The sequence below is a fragment of the Bacillus silvicola genome (assembly GCF_050524305.1).
Taxonomy (GTDB): Bacteria; Bacillota; Bacilli; order Bacillales; family Bacillaceae_G; genus Bacillus_A; species Bacillus_A cereus_AT.
The window spans coordinates 408,538-428,591 of sequence record NZ_JBNGVC010000001.1 but is presented as its reverse complement, the minus strand read 5'-3'; the positions used below and the strand labels follow the sequence as shown (position 1 = coordinate 428,591).

The window sequence follows — 20,054 nt, the reverse complement described above, 5'->3', positions numbered from 1 at the left end:
TTTACTGTATCTTTACTGTTTTTAAATCTTTCCTTTAAAAATAAAGAGTAATATAGGGTTGTACATATTCTATCAAAGGGAGGAAACGCAAATGAACAAATGGGTTAAGTCATTAACTGCTATGGCACTTGCAAGTTCTTTATTAATGGTAGGTTGTAGTAAAGGTGAGGATAAAAAGAAAGAGGATGACACAACTTCGCAGCAAGATGAAAAGAAAGATAAAGAAACAAGCAGCACAGATAAGTCTACTGATTCAAAAGAAAAGAAATAAAGTAATAATAGAGCTTCCTCTTATATATGAGGAAGCTTTTTTTGTTGTAAATTGATTGAGATTATTGAAAAATAGAGAAAGAATGAAAGAGGGGGAAAACAAATGAAAGTATGTATATTGGGAGCAACAGGGCGAGTAGGTTCAAACATAATAAAATTAGCACTAAAGGATTCAGCTGAAGTGACTGCGTTAGCGCGTGATTTAAATAGAATCGAAATAAATCATGAAAGGTTACGAGTGATAGAAGGTAATGTATTGAACGAAAATGATATAAAGAAAGCGATAGAAGGAAGCGATATAGTAATTAGTGCACTTGGAACGGATCAAAATGGGACATTAGCAAAGAGTATGCCACAAATCATAAAGCATATGGAAGAAGAAGGCGTTAAGAAGATCGTTACAATAGGAACAGCTGGTATTTTACAAGCAAGAACAAATCTAAATTTATTTCGTTTCCAGTCATCGGAATCAAAAAGGAAAACGGCAACAGCAGCAGAGGATCATCTAGCTGCATATAAGGCAATTAATAATAGTAATTTATGTTGGACCATTGTTTGTCCGACGCATTTAATAGACGGTGATGTGACAGGGGTATATCGAACCGAAAAAGATATATTGCCAGAAGGTGGAGCGAAAATCACAGTTGGTGATACAGCACATTTTACATGGAATTTGAGTAAAGAAAATATATACGAAAATAGTCGAGTAGGTATTTCATATTAAAAAAACCATTCCAAAGTCGGAATGGTTAAAAGATGATATAACATACGAAGATGATAATCATAATGATCTGGAGAATGGCTTTTGCAACGGTACTACTTAAAAAACCAACAACAGTAGCAATTCCAACTAAAAAGGCGTCTTTTGGCGCTTTTTTATGCATTAATTCTGTTATAAATACAGATAAAAACGGTATGATAATAAGACCAAATGGCGGGAAGAAGAACGAGCCGACAATGATAGAAATCATGCCGACACGTTCACCCCACTTAGAACTCCCGTATTTTTTTAAGAAATATCCATTTGCAATAAAATCAGCACCGAAAATGAAAAGCGTAAAAATGACTTGAATGATCCAAAAAGATGTCGTTAACTCTCCGCCATTTATACCAAAATGATAAATGAAATAGCCAGCCCATACTGCAAGAATGCCAGGAATAATGGGGTAAATAAAGGCAAGAAATGAAACAATGAAACAAGCGATGATACTAATTGTTAATAATACAGTCACTTTATATCTCCTTAATAGAATCTAATTTATGTACAGCAATTTTTTTAATTTGATGTCCGTCTAGTTCCAATGCCTTAAATTGAAAACCATCATATTCAACTGAATAGCCAGCATCAATATTTAAGTCAATAGCTTGGGAGAGAAGCCAACCACCAATTGTATCTAAATCACTATCATCAATATGCAGACCAAACATATCATTTACTTCAGAAATGAGTACTTTTCCATCTAAAACAGTAAGTTTTGGAGTACGTTTTTCAATCATTGGTGATTCGTCTGTATCAAATTCATCTTGAATTTCTCCGATAATTTCTTCAAGAATATCCTCCATCGTTAAAAGTCCAGCTGTCCCACCGTATTCATCCATAACAATTGCCATTTGTACGCGGTTCTTTTGAAGGTGGATTAACGTTTTACGAATGGGAACTGTTTCAAATACAGTTAAAACAGGATGTATATACGCATCAAGCGGCTTGTAAATGCCTTTTGTTTGATTATGAAAAATCTCTTTCGTATTTATCATACCGATAATATCATCTTTATCTTTTTCAATAATAGGATAGCGTGTATATTTTTCAGTTGCGACGATATCCATATTTTCTTCTAACGTATTTTCAGTAGATAAGCAAACCATTTCAGTTCTAGGTACCATAATTTCTTTAGCAACACGATCGTCAAATTCAAAAATATTATTTACATATTTATATTCGGTTTGATTAATTTCGCCGCTTTTATAGCTTTCGCCTAAAATGAGTCGTAGTTCTTCTTCGGAATGAGCAAGTTCATTTTCTTTTGCAGGTTCTAAACCGAATAATTTTGTGAAAAACACAGCTGAACTATTAAGCACCCAAATGAATGGATACATAATTTTATCAAACAAAATAAGCGGTTTTGCAAATTTTAATGTGATTGCTTCTGCTTTTTGAATTGCGAAAGACTTAGGAACTAATTCTCCTAATACAACATGGAAAAAAGTAATAACACTAAATGCAATAATAAAGGATAACGTGTTAGCTATTGCTCCAGTAATGTTGATCTTTTCAAATAGTGGGCGTAGTAAATGTTCCACAGTCGGTTCACCAAGCCAACCAAGTCCTAAAGAAGTGATAGTAATGCCGAGCTGACAAGCAGATAAATAAACGTCTAAGTTAGATACGACGCTTCTTGCAGCCAATGCCTGCTTATTACCTTCATTTGCAAGCTGATCAATGCGGCTTTTTCGTACTTTTACAACAGCGAATTCTGATGCAACGAAAAAGCCAGAAATAAGGATAAGTATAAAGATGAGAAAAATATTTAATATGTCCAAGTGTGTTCTCTACTCCAAAGTTTGGAATAAAGATGTCACCTCCTGCAATTATGTTATACTTTTATAATAAATCCAAATGAAAAGATTAGTCAAAGGAAATGGGTAAATATTGGTAGGTTTTTAAAGTGTTTTTTAAATTTGCTGTTATTTTGTCCTCTATATAATAGGAATAACCGTCTACATTTAATTTAAGTAGACGGTTATTCTATGTTATGGTTTCGAAATACTTCTAGTTAAAGTATATGTTTTCTGTTTAGAGTAGTTTGTTGTCCATAAAGTTTGGAGAAAAGACAAGACGCTATACGGAATATAAAGTAGTAATAAACCAATTGTAACAACTATAGGTGTATTTCCCCCAAATTGAACGATAAATTGTAATAGTCCATTTACATGAAAAACACATTCCATAAAAACGAATGAAAGAATAATGGAACTTAAAATAGATTTATGATTGGAAGTAAGCGCCATAAATAACGTATCAACAAGGAAAGCTGAATTTTTTATTTCATATTCATTTGTGTTATTTAAGAAAGGAAGCCATTTTTTAATTGCTTGCATAACAATAATCATAGAAGTGCTACACACGATGATAAAAGATGAGTAGAAAGGAAACTTTATGAATTTCGCGATGTAGAGAAGTAGTAATAAGACTGAACATTGTAATATTACAGTGCTAATAGAATACGGTATCCAGCGCAATAAAGAAGTACACTTTCTTACTGGATTGGGTGCTTTTAAAAATAGATGTCCGATTCCTAAACTTAAAAAGAAACCGATCGCAAGAGTGAATGTGAAACGAACAATCGATAAAAAATATATTTCCCATATGTAGGGGAATAGTGGTGAAGAATGGCTTGAAGTATGTATCATATTTTGTGCATGAATAATCTGATTTGCCGAGAAAAGGATAGGTTCATGCATCCAATCAATTCTTGGAATTGAAATGGAAGAAAGTTGTGCGAAGTTATGAAAAATGCTTATAAAACTAGTTAAGTAAGAGTTACTATGTGTAAGAAATAATGCTGGAATAGGACTTATAACAAGAATAACAAGAACACCAATGATAAATTTACATATATGTGAGCGCAATAAGGACATACAATCACCTGCTCTTAGAATATTCAGAAAATTCTTATTCTTATTTTAGCTTTTTTCGGAGTAAGTTACAATATATTTTTCTTGCAGTAATTCAGAGAGAATGTTTGATACTGAAGATCATACAAGTGAATGATTCATGAATAAATTATGACAAGAAAATGAATAATTTTCAGAAAAATAAAATAAATCATTTATTTTTTTCTGAAAATATAATATAGTTATGGCACAGAAAGTATTTTAACATAAGGAGGCTATTTATGAGGATTAAAGGGAATTATGTGCCGAAAAGGGAAGTTTTATTTTGCTCCGGCTCAATTACAGTAGGGGAAGCGCTAGAGCACTTAAATAAAACAGGGTATCGTTGTGTACCAGTTTTAGATGAAAAAAAAGAGAAATTTTTAGGGAATGTATACAAAGTAGATATTTTAGAATATAAAGGTTCACTTGAAGATAATGTATTACAATTATTGAACGATAAAGATGGGTACGTGAGAGAAGACTCTTCCTTCTTTAAAGTATTTTTTACAATTAAAAAGCTACCTTATTTATCAGTAGTTAACGAAAAAGGGATCTTCCTTGGTATTTTAACTCATAAAAAAGTTTTTGAACTATTGGAAGATGCATGGGGAGTCCATTCTAGTAAATATTCTGTCATGATTGGAACACAAGATTATAATGGGGCCATTCAAAAATTATCGACAGTGCTAAAGAAATACACTGGTATTCAAAGTTTAATGACTTTTGATAATGATGCTTTATTAGTACGCAGAATTATGTTTACATTAGGAGAAGAGTTTGAAGATAGTGAATTAGAAACATTGCTAAAGGATTTAGAAGATCATGGATTTAGAGTTGTGTATGTTGAAGAGATGAATAATCCACGTGAAGTTGAAACGATAGACTAACAAGTAAAGCCATCTTATTTTTGATGGCTTTACTTTCTTTCGTGTAAAGATATCTAAATATAATAAAATATATGAATCTTAAATTTTTAAAAATATTTGTGTAATAGAATAAATAAAGGGAGTATATGTGGATAATTTTGATTTTCGAAAAATTCTATTTAAAAATATGTTTTTATTTTTCAACTAAATATGTTACTATATGTGTGATAAAAGCAAAAGAGGTCTGACAACTAAACTCCGCGTTATAACACTCTAATGACTTAAATATTCGAAAAAATCAAAATTTATTATTTAGAGTAATTAAAAGGGGAATGGAGAAATTATGGAGAAAGACATTGCTTTGTAAGGGGCATCTTTTATGATCATGAACAGAGAGGAGGATGCATAGCATATTGTGAGAATAGAGAAAAACAATGAAAAAGTGCTATGCAATTTAAAGAAATGAAGGGACGATTAAGGCCAGGTGATACGCTAGCAATTGGTTTAATGTTATTTGCATTATTTTTAGGAGCGGGAAATTTAATTTTCCCACCAGTTTTAGGTCAACAAGCAGGAGAAAATGTTTGGATTGCTACAATTGGATTCCTTGTAACGGGAGTCGGTTTACCCCTATTAGCTGTCACAGCTGTCGCGTTTGTAGAGGGGGACTTGAAAGCGCTATCTTCTAGAGTTCACCCTATATTTGCGTTTGTTTTCCCATTAATTAGTTATTTAGCGATTGGACCATTTTTCGCGATTCCGCGTACTGGAGCCGTTTCATTTGAAATGGGTATGAAGCCATTTTTATCAGAAGCAATGGTTTCAGAATGGTACATGCTATTTCTTTTTACTATAGTTTTCTTCGGAATAACGTGGTATTTATCATTAAATCCATCTAAATTAGTGGATTGGTTCGGGAAATTTCTTACACCATTGTTAGTATTGATTGTTGCTGTTATTGTCGGAAAGGCAATTATTGATCCGATTGGAGAACCAGCTGCGCCGCTAGCGGCATACAAAGAAAATGCTTTCTTTGGTGGATTTATTCAAGGATATTTAACGATGGATGCAATTAGTGCGCTTGTATTTGGAATTGTCGTTGTACAAGTTATCCGTTCTAAGGGAATCAAAGAGAGTAGTCAAATTGCAAAAACAACAGTTGTATCAGGTATTATTGCTGTACTTGGTTTAACGTTAATCTATTTATCACTTGCTTATCTTGGTTCAACAAGTACATCACTTGGTGTATCGGAGAACGGTGGTCTTATTTTAACGAATGTTGTAAATGAGTTATATGGAACAAGTGGTAAAATTTTATTAGGTCTTGTTATTATACTCGCTTGTTTAACAACTTCTGTTGGATTAACATCTGCCTGTGCGGGCTTCTTTACAAACTTATTCCCAAAACTTTCGCATAGAACGATTGTAACGATGGTATGTGTGTTTAGTTTAATTGTATCTAACCTAGGATTAACACAATTAATCGCAGTAACTTTACCAGTGTTAATGATCATTTATCCAGTTGCAATTGTATTAATTGTACTTTCGTATTTCCATAAATGGATTGGAAAGCGTAATACAATTTATATTGGAGCAATATTAGGCGCCTTGTCAATTAGCTTATTTAATGGTTTAGAAAGTGCGAATATCAAAATTGACGCAATTTCAAATGTACTACAAATGCTACCATTATATAAAGAAGGAATAGGATGGTTAATCCCAGCATGTATTGGCGGGGTTCTCGGTTTCTTCTTCTATAAATCAAATGAATCAAGTGAGTTACAAAAGAAAGGTGCCTAGGCACCTTTCTTTTTTGAAGGGGATTTTTATATTTTGTCTAAGTAGTAATTGGGAGGTTTGATAAAATGGCTAGTTTTGAAGATTTTTTAAATTTGGATTTGCGTATTGGGACTGTAAGGAAGGCGGAGGAATTTAAAGAAGCAAGGGTTCCTGCAATTAAGTTAGAAATTGATTTTGGAGAGCTAGGGGTTAAGCAGTCCAGTGCTCAAATTACGAAAAGATATAGCCCAGAAGATTTAATCGGTCAACAAGTGGTTGCTGTTGTGAATTTCCCACCAAAGCGTGTGGCAGGATTTAAATCGGAAGTGCTTGTATTGGGGGGGGTTCCTGAGGCTGGCGATGTTATTTTACTTCAGCCTAATATGGAACTACCGAATGGAACGAAAATTAGTTAGTGTGAAAGTGGGTGTTAATTTGGATATCGGACAAGAATATTTAAAATGTGCAATTTCGAATTTTAAAGCAACACAAAATCAAGGAGAACGAGTACTTTCTCAATTAACTTATGAACAGATAATGTGGTCTCTTCATGAGGAGACAAATAGTATTGCAATTATTATTAAGCATTTACATGGTAATATGCGTTCAAGATGGACGGAATTTTTAATATCTGATGGCGAAAAAACAGACCGTAATCGAGATGGTGAATTTGAAGGTGGCTACAATTCAAAACAAGAAGCTCTTGCTGCGTGGCAAGAAGGGTGGGAATATGTTTTTGAAGCTTTGGATAATGTAACGCCAGAGCAGATTTTGCAGAAAGTATACATTCGCGGAGAAGAGCACACTGTCATGCAAGCGATCGAAAGGCAAATTTCTCATTATGCTTTACATATTGGACAAATCATTTACATTGGTAAAATGTTAAAAGAAAATGATTGGGAATGTTTAAGTATTCCTAGAGGTCAGTCTACCCGTTATTTAGAGAAAAAACGTTCAACATAATAATATGAAAAAAACCGATATAAAATAGGAAGCAAAAAAATAAGCCAAATGATAGAGGGCTCTGTGAACATTAGAATGCTGCCAGCGATAAGCCCGTATGTAATAAGAAAGAAACCAAAGAGTGTATTTATAGGAATAAAACGCGAGACAAATAATTGCTGATTTTTGAAACAAGTGTTGTGAAATAAATAAAAGCGGAAATACCGTATAGAGGTAATAAGATCTTTCTTTCTTGTTATTCTTTTTTTACATTTATGACAGATGAATGGTGGATGCATTTAGTTACACTCCATTTTGGGAATTCATTAGTTTCATAATAAGTTGAGACAAAATTAAGTACAACGTGTATACACCTATATATGCTCCTGAGAGTAGAAAAAATGGATTTAGTAAAATTCCATGAATGCTTGTCATGAAAACTAGATTTTGTATTAAAACATCATATATAGTAATAGAAATTATAGTCCCAAGTACATACAATGCTAGGTACGCAGAAATATGGAGCACAATACGAATTTTAGGATGTAAAGCAAGTAAATAAAAAGTAATTGATAGAGCGATTGGTAATGCACCTATTAATAGCTTCAATTCATTTCACCTCATTAACAATATAGCCGAAATTTAAACGGTCTATTCTCTAGAGCTTGTACATAACTTGAAATAGAGAGGGTGATAGTATGAATCGAGGCTTTTTTTACGTGAAATTAACAAGTGTACGCAAATTAATTTTATTTGTTATTACTACGGTATTAGCGACTTTTTTTCTTATTAGTGTAATGGTAACTTCCATGAAAGAGACGAAGTCAACGTATTTATATAATTGGTTGAATGAGTTATCAATGAATGGTTACATGTACGTTATTGGGAAAGAGAATCATTATTTTACACAGGAGTACCGGAATTTGAATCAAGACTTTTCTATTTCTTCATTCCTCTTTTCGATGGCTACGAATATTCGTTTTGATGATGTACGTAGTTTTGTTGGGAAAGAACTTCCGGGATTTGGGAAATATGATACGGAAATCGTTATAGCAGGTGAAGGAACAAATTACTCCAACTTACCGATAGAATCGAGTGTTCCTCTTGAAGAAGTAGTGAAGGAACGGACTGGAGAAGCTGGACAAGTTCCTAAGCCTGATCCGAATAAAGAGAAGAAACAGCCAGCTCAAACAACGGGGAAAAGACAAGTTGCATTCATTTATCATACACATAGTTGGGAATCTTATTTGCCGTTACTGAACTTAACGAATGACCCAGATCCGAATAAAGCAACGAGTTCTGTAACGAATATTTCAATAGTTGGAGATCGTTTTCGGGAACAACTGGAAAGTGAAGGTATAGGTGCTAATAACGATAAGACTGATGTCGGCCAAAAGTTAATAAGTAAAGGATTAAACAGTAATAGTTCTTATAAACTGTCACGAGAAATTGTACAAGAAGCGATGACTAGTAATAAAGAACTCCAATATTTTTTCGATTTGCACCGTGATAGTGCACGGAAAAATGTCACGACAAAAACAATTGGAGATAAATCATATGCAAAGCTTGCTTTTGTAATAGGGAAAGGTAACAAAAACTATGAAAAAAACTTACAATTAGCAACGGCTTTACATGAGACGATTAATAAGAAATATCCAGGAGTGAGCCGTGGTGTAATTCAAAAAGGATTCCAAACAGGAAATGGAGTCTATAATCAAGACTTATCAGGACAAGCCATATTAATTGAAGTTGGTGGCGTAGACAATACAGAGGAAGAATTAAATAGATCGATAGATGCTCTTGCTAAAGCATTTGGAGAATATTTTTGGCAAGCTGAAAAAGTAAATGGATAAAGTGAAAATTTAATTGGTGAGTGCTCATCCTACTGATTAGTAGCCCTTACCAATCAGGATACCTGTTAATGCGGGATAAACGTAAGCAAGATTACGTTTATTTGTTTGTTCATAATCTATAGGTAGAAAGAAATGTCACATTATAGACAAAATTCCCTATTATTATAGTGATATCGAAATTTGTCTATTTATAGTAAGAAATTTAGAAAGGAATTTTCGGAATAGTGGAGAAAATATTTTTACAAGGAAAATTTTTAACTAACAGAATGGGTAGGGGATCAAGGTGATACGTGAGATTAGAGTAGAAGATGCAGCGTCTTTTTTGCAATTAAGTAAGCAATTAGATGAAGAAACGAAATTTATGTTATACGAACCAGGAGAACGAAAAACTACAGTAGAGCAACAAGAAAAGATGGTCCACCGTTTTATAGAAAATGAATATGCAACAATATTTGTAGCAGTTGAAGATGATAGAGTAGTTGGATTTATTTTAGCCAATGGTAATGATGTTCAGAGAAAGAGACATGTGGCAGGCATTGTAATTGGTATTTTGCAAGAGTATAGTGGCCGAGGTATTGGAACGAGTTTGTTTATAGAAGTAGAAAAGTGGGCAAGATTACATGATGTATGGCGTTTAGAATTAACGGTAATGGCCCACAATACAAGAGCTCAGGCACTATATAGCAAAATTGGATTTGAACAAGAAGGTGTCAAAAAATCTGCTCTTATCATCGATGGAAAAGGTGTCGATGAGTATGAAATGGCCAAATTATTAAAATAAGAGGTCGTTATATGAAAAAAAGATGGGCACTACTTGGTATCGTAGCGATGATACTGATTGTTGGAGTAGCAGGAATAAATTATAAGATGTACAAGGATCAAGAGGCGCGGGAAGTAAATGTAAATAATATATTCCCAAAAGCAACAGAAACGATTGCTAATATGGATGGAGATATCGCGGTCATTAGTAATCCAAATTCGATGCTTGTACTTGTGAATAAAAATAGGCGATTACCAGATGGGTATAGACCGCCAGATTTAGTTATCCCGAAAGTACGTTACTCTAGTGAAGGTGATCAAGAGAAGAAAAAGATGAGGAAAGAGGCAGCGTTGGCACTTGAAGAAATGTTTCAGCAAGCTAATAATGAGCGGATTTTCCTTTTTGCAGTCTCTGGATTTAGATCTTTTGATCGACAAAAAGCATTAAATACGATGTATAAAAGGCAAGATGGAGAAGCAAAGACAGCGATGTCTAGTGCAGTCCCTGGTACGAGTGAACATCAAACAGGATTAGCTATGGATATTACATCTCAATCAGCTAAGTTTCAGTTAGAAACTGCTTTTGGGGAGACGAAAGAAGGAAAGTGGCTTTCTGAAAATGCCCATAAGTTTGGTTTTGTTATTCGATATACGAAAGCGAAAGAAGGGATTACTGGTTATCGTTATGAACCGTGGCATGTACGGTATGTTGGGAATCCGCAAGCTACATATTTATATGAAAACCAAATGACGCTTGAAGAAGTAACACAGTAATGAATTGAGGGGAGAGGGCTAAGATGGCGATGTTATATAAGAAAAAGGTACATGCATATATTACGAGAGAAAAAGAAGGGGTTATGCAACTACTCGTTTTTAAACATCGTGATATACGAGAGGCTGGTATCCAAGTGCCAGGTGGGACAGTAGATGAAGGGGAAACGTTAGAGGCAGCAATTTTACGTGAAGTACAAGAAGAGTCAGGACTACGCCATTTTTGTATCGAGGGCTTTCTTTCCGATTACATTATTTTTGTGAAAGAAAAAAAGGAATATCAAAAACGTCATTTTTTCCATATTTCATTATTAACAGATGTGAAAGATACGTGGGAGCATATAGTGAGTGCTGGTGAGGAAGACAAAGGTTTAGTATTTTGTTATGAGTGGGTTGATATTAACAAATGCCCTGAATTAGCAGGTAAACAAGGAGAGTTTTTACATTTGCTAGAAGAGGTATACGTAAAATAATAAAAAGAGTCTGGGGCGACAATGTGTTCGTTTCAGACTCTTTTTATTTCTCTGGAAATTAAAGGTTTTTTAACTGGTAAGTTGAAGTCCTTTAAAGGGATTGTAGTTATTTATGTGAGGAGCGGAGAAAATGAAAAGATAATAGATACGCGTCATCAATAAAAGGAGAATGAATATGGAAATCCAGTTTAATACATTATTGCAAAAAGAATTAACAATTCATGATATTCAAAAGGAAATGGAAGCTGGGCAGTTAACTTCAAAAGAACTAGTCATGTATTATCTTTATAGAATCGCAAAGTATGACCAAGACGGCCCGGAAATTAATTCAATTTTAGAAATTAATCCAGATGCCATCTTTATTGCAGAAGCATTAGATCATGAAAGAAAGACAAAAGGTGTAAGGGGTCTATTACATGGTATACCGGTTTTACTTAAGGATAATATTGAAACGAATGACTCAATGCATACAAGTGCAGGTACAATTGCCTTAGAACAAAATATAAGTAGTGAAGATGCATTTCTCGTAAAAAAACTGCGAGAAGCAGGAGCAGTGATAATAGGAAAAGCAAATATGACAGAGTTAGCAAATGGAATGTCTTTTGAAATGTGGGCTGGATATAGTGCGAGAGGTGGTCAAACAATCAATCCATATGGAACAGGCAAGGATGATATGTTTGTTGGAGGATCAAGTACAGGGTCTGCTATAGCAGTTGCTGCTAACTTTACTGTATTATCCGTTGGAACAGAGACAGATGCTTCTATTTTGAGCCCAGCTGTTCAAAACTCAGTTGTAGGTATTAAGCCGACTGTTGGGTTAATTAGTCGTAGTGGAATTATTCCTTTCACTTATTCACAAGATACAGCTGGGCCATTTGCTAGAACAGTAACAGATGCTGCTATTTTGCTAGGGAGTCTAACTGGGGTGGATGAGAAGGATGTAGCTACTCATAAAAGTGAAGGAATGGCATATCAAGATTATACAACTTACCTCGATGCTAACGGTTTAAAGGGGGCGAAGATTGGTGTGTTTAGCAATGCACCAAAAGAATATTACGAATCTGGTGAGTACGATGAAAAATTGTTTAAGGAAACGATCCAAGTATTACGTAGTGAGGGAGCGACAGTAGTAGAAAATATTGATATTCCTTCTTTTCACAGAGAATGGAGTTGGGGAGTTCCACTTTATGAGCTGAAGCATAGCCTGGATAACTATTTTTCTAAACTACCTTCTACTATTCCAGTACATTCTATTTCGGAGCTAATGGAGTTTAATAAAAACATAGCAGAAAGAGCTTTGAAATATGGACAAACTAAGTTAGAAAGAAAAAAAGATTTTCCTAATACGTTAAGAAATCCTGAATATTTAAAGGCAAGATTAGAAGATATATACTTTTCGCAAGAACAAGGTATTGATTTTGCATTGGAAAAATATAATCTGGATGCGATACTGTTCCCTTCTTATATAGGATCTACTATATGTGCGAAAGCAGGTTATCCGTCTATAGCAATACCGGCTGGATATATGAAAAGCGGAAGGCCTTTTGGAATTACGATTGCAAGTACTGCTTTTAGTGAAGGAATATTAATTAAACTAGCATATGCTTTTGAACAAGCGACAAAACATAGGGAAATTCCTCAATTGTCATGAATAGAATAAAACAAAGAGGACAGGAATTCCTGTCCTCTTTGTTTTATTGATTAAAGTGAAATATCTTTCTGCTCCGTCTTATGATATTTTAATAAGCTAAAAGACAAACAAGCAGAACATAAAATAAGAAAAGAAGCGATGATATAAATAGTACGAACACCGAAAATGTCAGTAATAATTCCAACGCTAAGCATAGAAAGGCCGGAAGTTGTCGAGATAAGTGCACCATGGGCTGTATACATCTTTGATAATAATGAAGGAGAGACACTTGATTGAAGAACTGTTGTTTGAGAAATATCTCTAATTTGATAACATGGTCCCATTAAAATGCAAAGAAATAGAGCGATAAATGCGTTGCTTGTAACACCATATAGAAACGTAAGGATGCTAAACATAAGAGAGCCTAATGCCATGGAGCGTATTAAATTATTTTGAATGTATGAACTCATTCTCCACGCTATTAGACCACCAATTAATGTACCGACATAGTAACTTGTATTAATATATCCCCACCATTCTTCACCTTTATGTAGAATAGTCGTTACATATGCCATCGTAATAGCACCAATCCATATTGTTCCTGCGAAAGTTTCAATTATGTCCATTAGTGTAACTGTGCGCAAAGAAGGGTGATGAAATAATAGTTTCCAGCCTTCTAATAAAGCGGCGCTTTTTGAAGAGGAAGGCTCTGTTACTCGTTCAGTATGTATGGAACGTAATGAAAAGTGTAATGCAACACATCCAAAAATCATCAGAATGTTATTAATCATGAGTGTAGAAGTAGCGCCAATGAGAAGAACTATAATACTTGTAAATGAATAAGCCGTCGCTTGTGCAATTTGTGTTGAAAATGAAAAGATACTATTTACTTTTACCAATTTTTCTTTTGGTGTTAGGCGTGGAAGGATGCTGTATAGTAATGGAGCACTCCACCCACTACATAATGAAATGAAAAAAATGAAAGTTAATAGAGCTAAAATGTTTGTGGATAAGACCGGGAATAAAATCATTAATAATAGCAAAAGAGCTGTTTTCAGCCATTGCAGAGTATATAGCAATGCATAAGATGGAAAACGATTCATTATAAGTGGTGCAGATGTGTTCGCGATAAGATTTGTGATTACTTGTAATAATGGAAAAAGAGCGGTAATTGTAGCTGATTTAGTTGTGATATAGATGTGAGTTGTAATAATCATTATGTATACAATGTCAGCAAGGGTAATACACATTTTGGAGCCTAAATAGAAAGCTAGTGAGCGTTTCGGCAATAAGAATACCACCTTCCAAAAAATAATGGTTTTTCAGTTAGAATAATTATAATTTTAAAAATATAATTTTGGAAGAATTAAATTTTTTGTCATTTTTTGAAAGGGATTTTCATGTATAATGAAGAATATATTAATATAGTATTTTATTAATGCTTGTTGTAACAGCGAATATATATAATAGCTTGTAGCAAACGCCCCTCTATGAGAAAGGGCGGATAAACCATTCTTTTCTTCATATACATATAGAAAATGAGAAAGAAAGTGAGGGTTGCATATGGCCGGATGGGTGATTTGGTTCATAATAGCAGGTATTTTATTTATCGCAGAAATGTTGTCGATTACGTTTTACATGCTTTGGCTTGGGATTGGGGCTGTTGTCGGAGGTCTTATTGCTTTGTTTGCTCCTGATGCACTATTTTTACAAGTTGTTGCTGGTGCGATTGTCAGTTTAACATTGACCTTCTTTACGAAAAGAATTTCAAAAAACTTTCGAGAAGCAAAAGGTTTTACTGATACAGTAGATAAACTTGTTGGTAAAAAGGGAATTGTTATGCAAGCGATTACAAGTGAAGTGAACGGTATTGTGAAAGTGGATGGAGATACTTGGACAGCTATTTCGGATACTCCTATTGATGCTGGAGAAAAAGTCGTTGTTATAAAGAGGCATAGTACTATTTTACAAGTAAAAAAGGAGAGTGAATAAATATGGTAGTAGCATTAACGTTAACGATTATTTTCGCATTGATTGTCGTTGTATTTGTTGCATTGACGATTAAAATTATCCCACAGCAAAAAGTTGGGGTTATTGAAAGGTTTGGTAAATTTCAGCGCATTATGCACCCAGGATTAAATATTTTAATCCCGATTGTAGATCGCGTTCGTGTATATCATGATCTACGTATTCAACAAACGAATGTACCACCGCAAAAGGTAATAACGAAAGATAATGTACAAGTAGAAATTGATACAATTATTTTCTATCAAATTGTTGAACCAGAACTTGCGACATACGGTATTTCTAATTATGAATATGGTGTTCGCAATATTACTTCTGCAACTATGCGTCAAATTATTGGTAAAATGGAACTTGATGAAACATTATCAGGTCGTGAGAAAATTTCAACAGAAATTCGCTTAGCGCTTGACGAAGCAACAGAAAAATGGGGCGTTCGTATTGAACGTGTTGAAGTAGTAGATATTAACCCGCCAAAAGATGTGCAAGCATCGATGGAAAAACAAATGAAAGCAGAACGTAATAAACGTGCGATCATTTTAGAAGCGGAAGCTGCAAAACAAGATAAGGTTCTTCGTGCTGAAGGTGAAAAACAAAGTAAAATCTTGATGGCTGAAGGGGATAAAGAAGCACGTATTCGTGAAGCTGAAGGTATAAAAGAAGCAAAAGAATTAGAAGCGCAAGGGGAAGCAAGAGCGATTGATGAAATTGCAAAAGCAGAACAAAATCGAATTGAGTTACTTCGTGCAGCAGATTTAGATGAGCGCGTACTTGCTTATAAATCATTTGAATCATTGATTGAGGTTGCGAAAGGGCCAGCAAATAAAGTCTTTATTCCATCTAATGCAATTGAAACACTTGGTACACTTGGGGCAATCGGAGAAATCTTTAAAGAAAAACAAGCGAAGAAACTACCTTCAAATGATACAGGTAAAGAACAATAAGAATGAGAAAGAGAAATGGGATGCCATTTCTCTTTTTTTGTGCGTATATTACATAAAGCTTGTACATATTCATGTATAAAGAAGGTGATACAGTGAAAAAGTATGCAACTCGTATACATGGAAAGAAACTAATTTCATTACTCTTTTTATATGCACTAGTAGTAATTATTATTGCGTCGATTGTGACGTCACTTTTACATACAATGAAATCTTATTATGCGAATCAGTGGTTTGGAAAAGTATCGATGCAAGGTTTTGTTCAAATGATAGAAAGTGAGAATCATTACTATGGATATGATTATTTTAAAAAATATAAACGGGACTCAGTTGGAAGTTTACTATTCTCTATCGCGACGGATTTAAAAATTAAAGATTTAAGAACGTTTGTTGGTAAAGAAGTACCCGGTATGTCAAAATATTATTCTAACATTATCGTAGCTGGTGAAGGGACGAACTATACGAATATTCCTAATGAATCTAGTGTACCAATTGAAGAAGTAACGAAAGAACGAGAAGTAGCAAAAGACAAAGTTACAGAAGCGGAAAAGAAGAATCCAGTGCAAAAAAAGAACGGGACAAAAAAGGGAGAAAGCGCGGTATATATTTACCATACACATAGCTGGGAATCCTTCTTTCCGTTATTACCAGGGGCTACCGATCCATCGAGTCCAGATGTAAATGTGTCCTTATTAGGGAACCGTTTTAAGGAGCAACTTGAAGGACAAGGAATTCCAGTAATTCATGATAAAACGAATATGGGTGATTTACTAGCAAGTAAAAAATGGAAATGGTATCAGTCGTATACAGCATCTCATGAATATGTAAAAGAAGCATTAGCACAAAATAATAAAATTGCGTTTCCGATTGATATACATCGTGATGATCAGCGAAAGAAAGTAACAACAAAAGTCATTAACGGGAAATCGTATGCAAGATTATATTTTATTATTGGGATGGAAAACGAAGGGCGTGCTGAAAATGAAAAAATCGCAAGGGCGATCAATAGCTATTTAGATGAAAACTATTACGGATTAAGTAGAGGGATTTTTCCGAAGTATAAAAAAGATGGAAATGGGATTTATAACCAAGATTTATCTAAAAACGCAATATTAATTGAAGTTGGTGGTGTGGATAATACGTTAGATGAACTATATAATACCATTGATGTGTTAACGGAAGCGTTTAGTAAGTATTATTGGAACAATGCGGAGAAAGTGAATGGGTGAGGAACGGGAAACTGTTCCTTTTTTGTGTTACTTAAAAAATTATTAGGATTTCATAATGTGAAATAAGAGAGGGATTGTACCTATTAAAATTGATATAATAATTGAAAATTCAGTCATCTAATAGAGTTTCTAAACTTTTTAGTATATTATTATGGGAAATTGGAGGGGAAAGAATGGCAATTAGAACAGGGGAACAGTATATTGAAGGATTGCGAAAAAGAAATCCTGAAATTTGGATTGGTGGAAGAAAAATAACGGATGTAGTAAATGAAGATGTTTTTCGCGAACCTATTTTACAAATTGCTAACTTATATGATATGCAGCACAATCCAGAATATCAAGATAAGATTACTCATATATGCGAAGAGACAGGCGAAAGGGTCTCAAATGCCTTTTTAGTGCCAAAAAATTATGAGGATTTAAAAGCACGTCGTGAATTATTTGAAGTATGGGCAAAAGCTACCTTCGGTTTAATGGGAAGAACACCAGATTTTTTAAATGTAACAGTGACTTCAATGGCAAGTAATTCTTGGTTTTTTGAGAAGTTCAATCCAGAATGGGGAACGAATATAAAGAATTATTATAAACATATACGGGATAATGATTTATTTTTAACACATGCGATTATTAATCCGCAAAATGATCGTAGTAAGGCTTCTCATCAACAAGAAGATGAAACGATGCATTTAGGTGTAGTAAGTGAAACAGCAGAAGGGATGTATGTTAGTGGTGCTAAAATGTTAGCGACACTTGCTCCAATTACAGACGAGGTAATTATATATTCCTATCCAAGTTTTAAGCCAGGTGATGAACGTCATGCAATCTCTTTTGCAGTACCAATTGATGCACCAGGACTAAGAGTTCTTTGTCGTGAGCCAATGCAAGATGGAAAACGTTCTTTATTTGATCATCCTCTTGCATCAAGGTTTGAGGAAATGGATGCATTACTAGTATTTCATAATGTGTTTATCCCATGGGATAAAGTATTTATTTATCAAAATATAGAAGCTGGGAATCAATTGTATCCTAAAACGGGAATTGGTCATCAACCAGCGCATCAATCTGGAGTAAGAGGATTAGTAAAGCTTTCTTTCGCTGCTGAAGTAGCTATGAAATTAGCAGATTCGATAGGAGTAGATGGATTTTTGAATGTACAAAACCAGTTAGCAGAGCTTATGCAAGATGTAGAAACGATACGTGCGCTCTTACAAGTAGCTGAGTATGAATATGAAACGAATCCATATGGAGAAGTTATTCCTGCAAGGTTGCCACTTGATACGATACGCAGTTTATTACCTAAAATGTATCCACGTGCAATTGAGATTATTCAAACTATTGGTGCTGGTGGATTATTAATGTCACCCACAGGTGCAGATTTTATGAATCCAGAAATTCAAGACGATATGGAAAAATACTATATCGGGCGTGAAGGAGTATCTTCTGAGGAACGAGTTCGTTTATTTAAATTAGCATGGGATATATGTGGAGAAGCTTTTGGACAACGGTTATTACAATATGAGCGTTATTATTCTGGAGATCCGGTGCGTAAAATGGGAATGTTTTATAATGCGTACAAAAAACAACAAACGTTTTCCCTAGTAAACAATGCTTTGCAATCAAGTTCATCTGAAGGTGCTTTAAGTTAAATAAAAATGTTTGCGCTTACATTTTTATTTGGAAAAGGAAGGAGCAACAGATGATAACAAGAATTTTACTGTTAGGATGTAAATCTTCTTATATTTTTAACAACATCTAAAACTAGAGAACTGTAACTGGAATAGGGGAGGTAAATGATTTGATCGCTTCTATCGGTAAAATTTGTAAAATTCTAAATTGTTTTACGAGTGATGAGCCTGTACTAGGTAATTCTGAAATAGCGGAAAAACTAAATATGAATGCAAGTACGGTTCATCACCTTGTTCGTACGTTGTGTGCAGAAGGAATGCTCATTCAAGATGAGCAAAGAAAATATAGATTAGGCTGGAAATTGTTAGAGTGGGGAAACCAGGTTATGTTTCAGCAAGAGATTTATAGCGGAGCAATTCCACTTGTAGAAGAGCTGGTTAGAAATTTTAATGGGACTGTGCATATTGGTATGTATGATCGTGGTGATGTCGTATTTATTTTGAAAGTTTCATCAAGGGAATCAGTTCAAATTTCAACACATGTTGGATCAAGAGAGCCTGCATATTGTACAAGTACAGGGAAAGTGTTGCTTTCGTTTCATTCATCTTCATTAGAATGTACGTCAGAAAAAGAACTTTTACGACGAGCCCCTAATACAATTACTTGCGTGAAACAATTTCAAGTGGAGTTACAGAAGATTCGTAAACAAGGATATTCAATTAGTGATAATGAAAATGAACATGGACTATATGGAATTGCTGCTCCAATTCGATCTTATACTGGCAGAACTATTGCGGCGCTTAATATTGTTGGTCCCATATCATATATGCAGGGAAGTAAACGTGAAATCATAATTCAAAGTGTGATGAATACAGCAAATTTGATTTCAAAGGAATTTGGTTATTTAGAAATCTAACTCTAGAAGAAGAGAGATGAGAATCATTTATATACATGAGCAGTGTATACCTGAATTAACGAAATCAATTGTTACAATTGGTGCTTTTGATGGTGTACATAAAGGCCATCAAACTGTTATTAAAAATGCTGTTGAGAAGGCAAAGGAATTAAAGATAACAAATGTTGTGTATACATTTGATCCACCACCACGTTTTTATTTTCAAGGGGCGCAAATATTAACAGCCATTGAAGAGAAGGTGAGCGAATATCTTCAACAAGAATTAGAAATTATGTATGTCATGGAGAGTTGCAAAAGTCTAGCTCTTTACTCGGTTAGTC

Annotated in this window: 22 protein-coding genes and 1 pseudogene; 17 read left to right on the top strand and 6 right to left on the bottom strand. The window is 34.3% G+C overall.

The window, feature by feature from the left end:
• The first annotated feature begins 91 nt into the window (after positions 1 to 91).
• Both ACP6L7_RS02230 and ACP6L7_RS02225 read left to right on the top strand, forming a co-directional pair.
• Positions 92 to 271: a hypothetical protein gene (locus ACP6L7_RS02230; RefSeq protein ID WP_097829723.1), complete on the top strand. Its 180-nt coding sequence runs from the start codon at positions 92 to 94 to the stop codon at positions 269 to 271.
• A 102-nt stretch (positions 272 to 373) separates the two neighbouring features.
• Positions 374 to 994, top strand: coding sequence for an NAD(P)-dependent oxidoreductase (locus tag ACP6L7_RS02225; RefSeq protein WP_097829722.1), 621 nt, complete (start codon positions 374 to 376; stop codon positions 992 to 994).
• Positions 995 to 1,019: 25 nt separating this feature from the next.
• On the opposite strand, the gene ACP6L7_RS02220 is transcribed toward ACP6L7_RS02225, so the two are convergent.
• The 3 genes from ACP6L7_RS02220 to ACP6L7_RS02210 all read right to left on the bottom strand — a co-directional run bounded on the left by ACP6L7_RS02220 (position 1,020) and on the right by ACP6L7_RS02210 (position 3,909).
• The gene (locus tag ACP6L7_RS02220) at positions 1,020 to 1,502 is read right to left on the bottom strand and encodes a DUF456 domain-containing protein (RefSeq protein ID WP_097829721.1); all 483 of its coding nucleotides are present in this window, start codon (positions 1,500 to 1,502) and stop codon (positions 1,020 to 1,022) included.
• 1 nt (position 1,503) lies between these two features.
• Entirely contained in the window at positions 1,504 to 2,811 is a 1,308-nt protein-coding gene (locus ACP6L7_RS02215; protein WP_097829720.1) for a hemolysin family protein, read from the bottom strand.
• A 210-nt stretch (positions 2,812 to 3,021) separates the two neighbouring features.
• A complete protein-coding gene (locus ACP6L7_RS02210) occupies positions 3,022 to 3,909 on the bottom strand; it encodes a hypothetical protein (protein WP_097829719.1) in 888 nt (295 codons plus the stop codon).
• 257 nt (positions 3,910 to 4,166) lie between these two features.
• Between ACP6L7_RS02210 and cbpA the strand changes: the two genes are divergently transcribed.
• From cbpA to ACP6L7_RS02190, 4 genes are all read left to right on the top strand, one after another.
• Positions 4,167 to 4,814, top strand: a complete 648-nt coding sequence (cbpA, locus tag ACP6L7_RS02205) for a cyclic di-AMP binding protein CbpA (protein ID WP_098361930.1) — start codon at positions 4,167 to 4,169, stop codon at positions 4,812 to 4,814.
• 441 nt (positions 4,815 to 5,255) lie between these two features.
• Complete coding sequence (gene brnQ4, locus ACP6L7_RS02200; protein WP_097829805.1) at positions 5,256 to 6,593, top strand: branched-chain amino acid transport system II carrier protein BrnQ4; 1,338 nt, start codon at positions 5,256 to 5,258, stop codon at positions 6,591 to 6,593.
• A gap of 65 nt (positions 6,594 to 6,658) precedes the next feature.
• Positions 6,659 to 6,988, top strand: coding sequence for a chaperone CsaA (csaA, locus tag ACP6L7_RS02195; RefSeq protein WP_097829717.1), 330 nt, complete (start codon positions 6,659 to 6,661; stop codon positions 6,986 to 6,988).
• Positions 6,969 to 7,535, top strand: a complete 567-nt coding sequence (locus ACP6L7_RS02190) for a DUF1572 domain-containing protein (protein ID WP_141533543.1) — start codon at positions 6,969 to 6,971, stop codon at positions 7,533 to 7,535. Before csaA ends, ACP6L7_RS02190 begins: the two co-directional genes overlap by 20 nt.
• Here the strand turns inward: ACP6L7_RS02190 and ACP6L7_RS02185 are convergent.
• A complete protein-coding gene (locus ACP6L7_RS02185) occupies positions 7,508 to 7,813 on the bottom strand; it encodes a permease (RefSeq protein WP_097829716.1) in 306 nt (101 codons plus the stop codon). The two genes, ACP6L7_RS02190 and ACP6L7_RS02185, sit on opposite strands and share 28 nt — an antisense overlap.
• Positions 7,814 to 7,817: 4 nt before the next feature.
• Entirely contained in the window at positions 7,818 to 8,123 is a 306-nt protein-coding gene (locus tag ACP6L7_RS02180; RefSeq protein WP_097829715.1) for a hypothetical protein, read from the bottom strand.
• Between the two features lie 89 nt (positions 8,124 to 8,212).
• Between ACP6L7_RS02180 and spoIIP (ACP6L7_RS02175) the strand changes: the two genes are divergently transcribed.
• From spoIIP (ACP6L7_RS02175) to ACP6L7_RS02155, 5 genes are all read left to right on the top strand, one after another.
• A complete protein-coding gene (spoIIP, locus tag ACP6L7_RS02175) occupies positions 8,213 to 9,367 on the top strand; it encodes a stage II sporulation protein SpoIIP (RefSeq protein WP_097829714.1) in 1,155 nt (384 codons plus the stop codon).
• 283 nt (positions 9,368 to 9,650) lie between these two features.
• Positions 9,651 to 10,148, top strand: coding sequence for a GNAT family N-acetyltransferase (locus tag ACP6L7_RS02170; RefSeq protein WP_097829713.1), 498 nt, complete (start codon positions 9,651 to 9,653; stop codon positions 10,146 to 10,148).
• 11 nt (positions 10,149 to 10,159) lie between these two features.
• On the top strand, positions 10,160 to 10,900 hold the full coding sequence (locus ACP6L7_RS02165; RefSeq protein ID WP_097829712.1) for a M15 family metallopeptidase: 741 nt from the start codon (positions 10,160 to 10,162) through the stop codon (positions 10,898 to 10,900).
• Positions 10,901 to 10,923: 23 nt separating this feature from the next.
• Complete coding sequence (locus ACP6L7_RS02160) at positions 10,924 to 11,370, top strand: NUDIX hydrolase (protein ID WP_097829711.1); 447 nt, start codon at positions 10,924 to 10,926, stop codon at positions 11,368 to 11,370.
• A 175-nt stretch (positions 11,371 to 11,545) separates the two neighbouring features.
• Positions 11,546 to 13,021, top strand: coding sequence for an amidase family protein (locus ACP6L7_RS02155; protein WP_097829710.1), 1,476 nt, complete (start codon positions 11,546 to 11,548; stop codon positions 13,019 to 13,021).
• A 50-nt stretch (positions 13,022 to 13,071) separates the two neighbouring features.
• On the opposite strand, the gene ACP6L7_RS02150 is transcribed toward ACP6L7_RS02155, so the two are convergent.
• Positions 13,072 to 14,289 (bottom strand): MFS transporter, encoded by a 1,218-nt coding sequence (locus tag ACP6L7_RS02150; RefSeq protein WP_430528881.1) that lies wholly within the window; start codon positions 14,287 to 14,289, stop codon positions 13,072 to 13,074.
• Between the two features lie 274 nt (positions 14,290 to 14,563).
• Between ACP6L7_RS02150 and ACP6L7_RS02145 the strand changes: the two genes are divergently transcribed.
• From ACP6L7_RS02145 to ACP6L7_RS02120, 6 genes and pseudogenes are all read left to right on the top strand, one after another.
• Positions 14,564 to 14,992 (top strand): NfeD family protein, encoded by a 429-nt coding sequence (locus ACP6L7_RS02145; protein ID WP_000929496.1) that lies wholly within the window; start codon positions 14,564 to 14,566, stop codon positions 14,990 to 14,992.
• Positions 14,993 to 14,994: 2 nt separating this feature from the next.
• Positions 14,995 to 15,966: an SPFH domain-containing protein gene (locus ACP6L7_RS02140; protein WP_071769919.1), complete on the top strand. Its 972-nt coding sequence runs from the start codon at positions 14,995 to 14,997 to the stop codon at positions 15,964 to 15,966.
• 71 nt (positions 15,967 to 16,037) lie between these two features.
• Positions 16,038 to 17,192: a stage II sporulation protein P gene (gene spoIIP / locus ACP6L7_RS02135; protein ID WP_141533541.1), complete on the top strand. Its 1,155-nt coding sequence runs from the start codon at positions 16,038 to 16,040 to the stop codon at positions 17,190 to 17,192.
• A 173-nt stretch (positions 17,193 to 17,365) separates the two neighbouring features.
• Positions 17,366 to 18,838, top strand: coding sequence for a 4-hydroxyphenylacetate 3-hydroxylase family protein (locus ACP6L7_RS02130; RefSeq protein WP_430528880.1), 1,473 nt, complete (start codon positions 17,366 to 17,368; stop codon positions 18,836 to 18,838).
• Positions 18,839 to 18,987: 149 nt separating this feature from the next.
• Entirely contained in the window at positions 18,988 to 19,734 is a 747-nt protein-coding gene (locus ACP6L7_RS02125; RefSeq protein WP_097829707.1) for an IclR family transcriptional regulator, read from the top strand.
• Between the two features lie 16 nt (positions 19,735 to 19,750).
• Positions 19,751 to 19,979, top strand: a pseudogene (locus ACP6L7_RS02120) (adenylyltransferase/cytidyltransferase family protein); the annotation flags it as partial.
• Positions 19,980 to 20,054 lie beyond the last annotated feature (75 nt).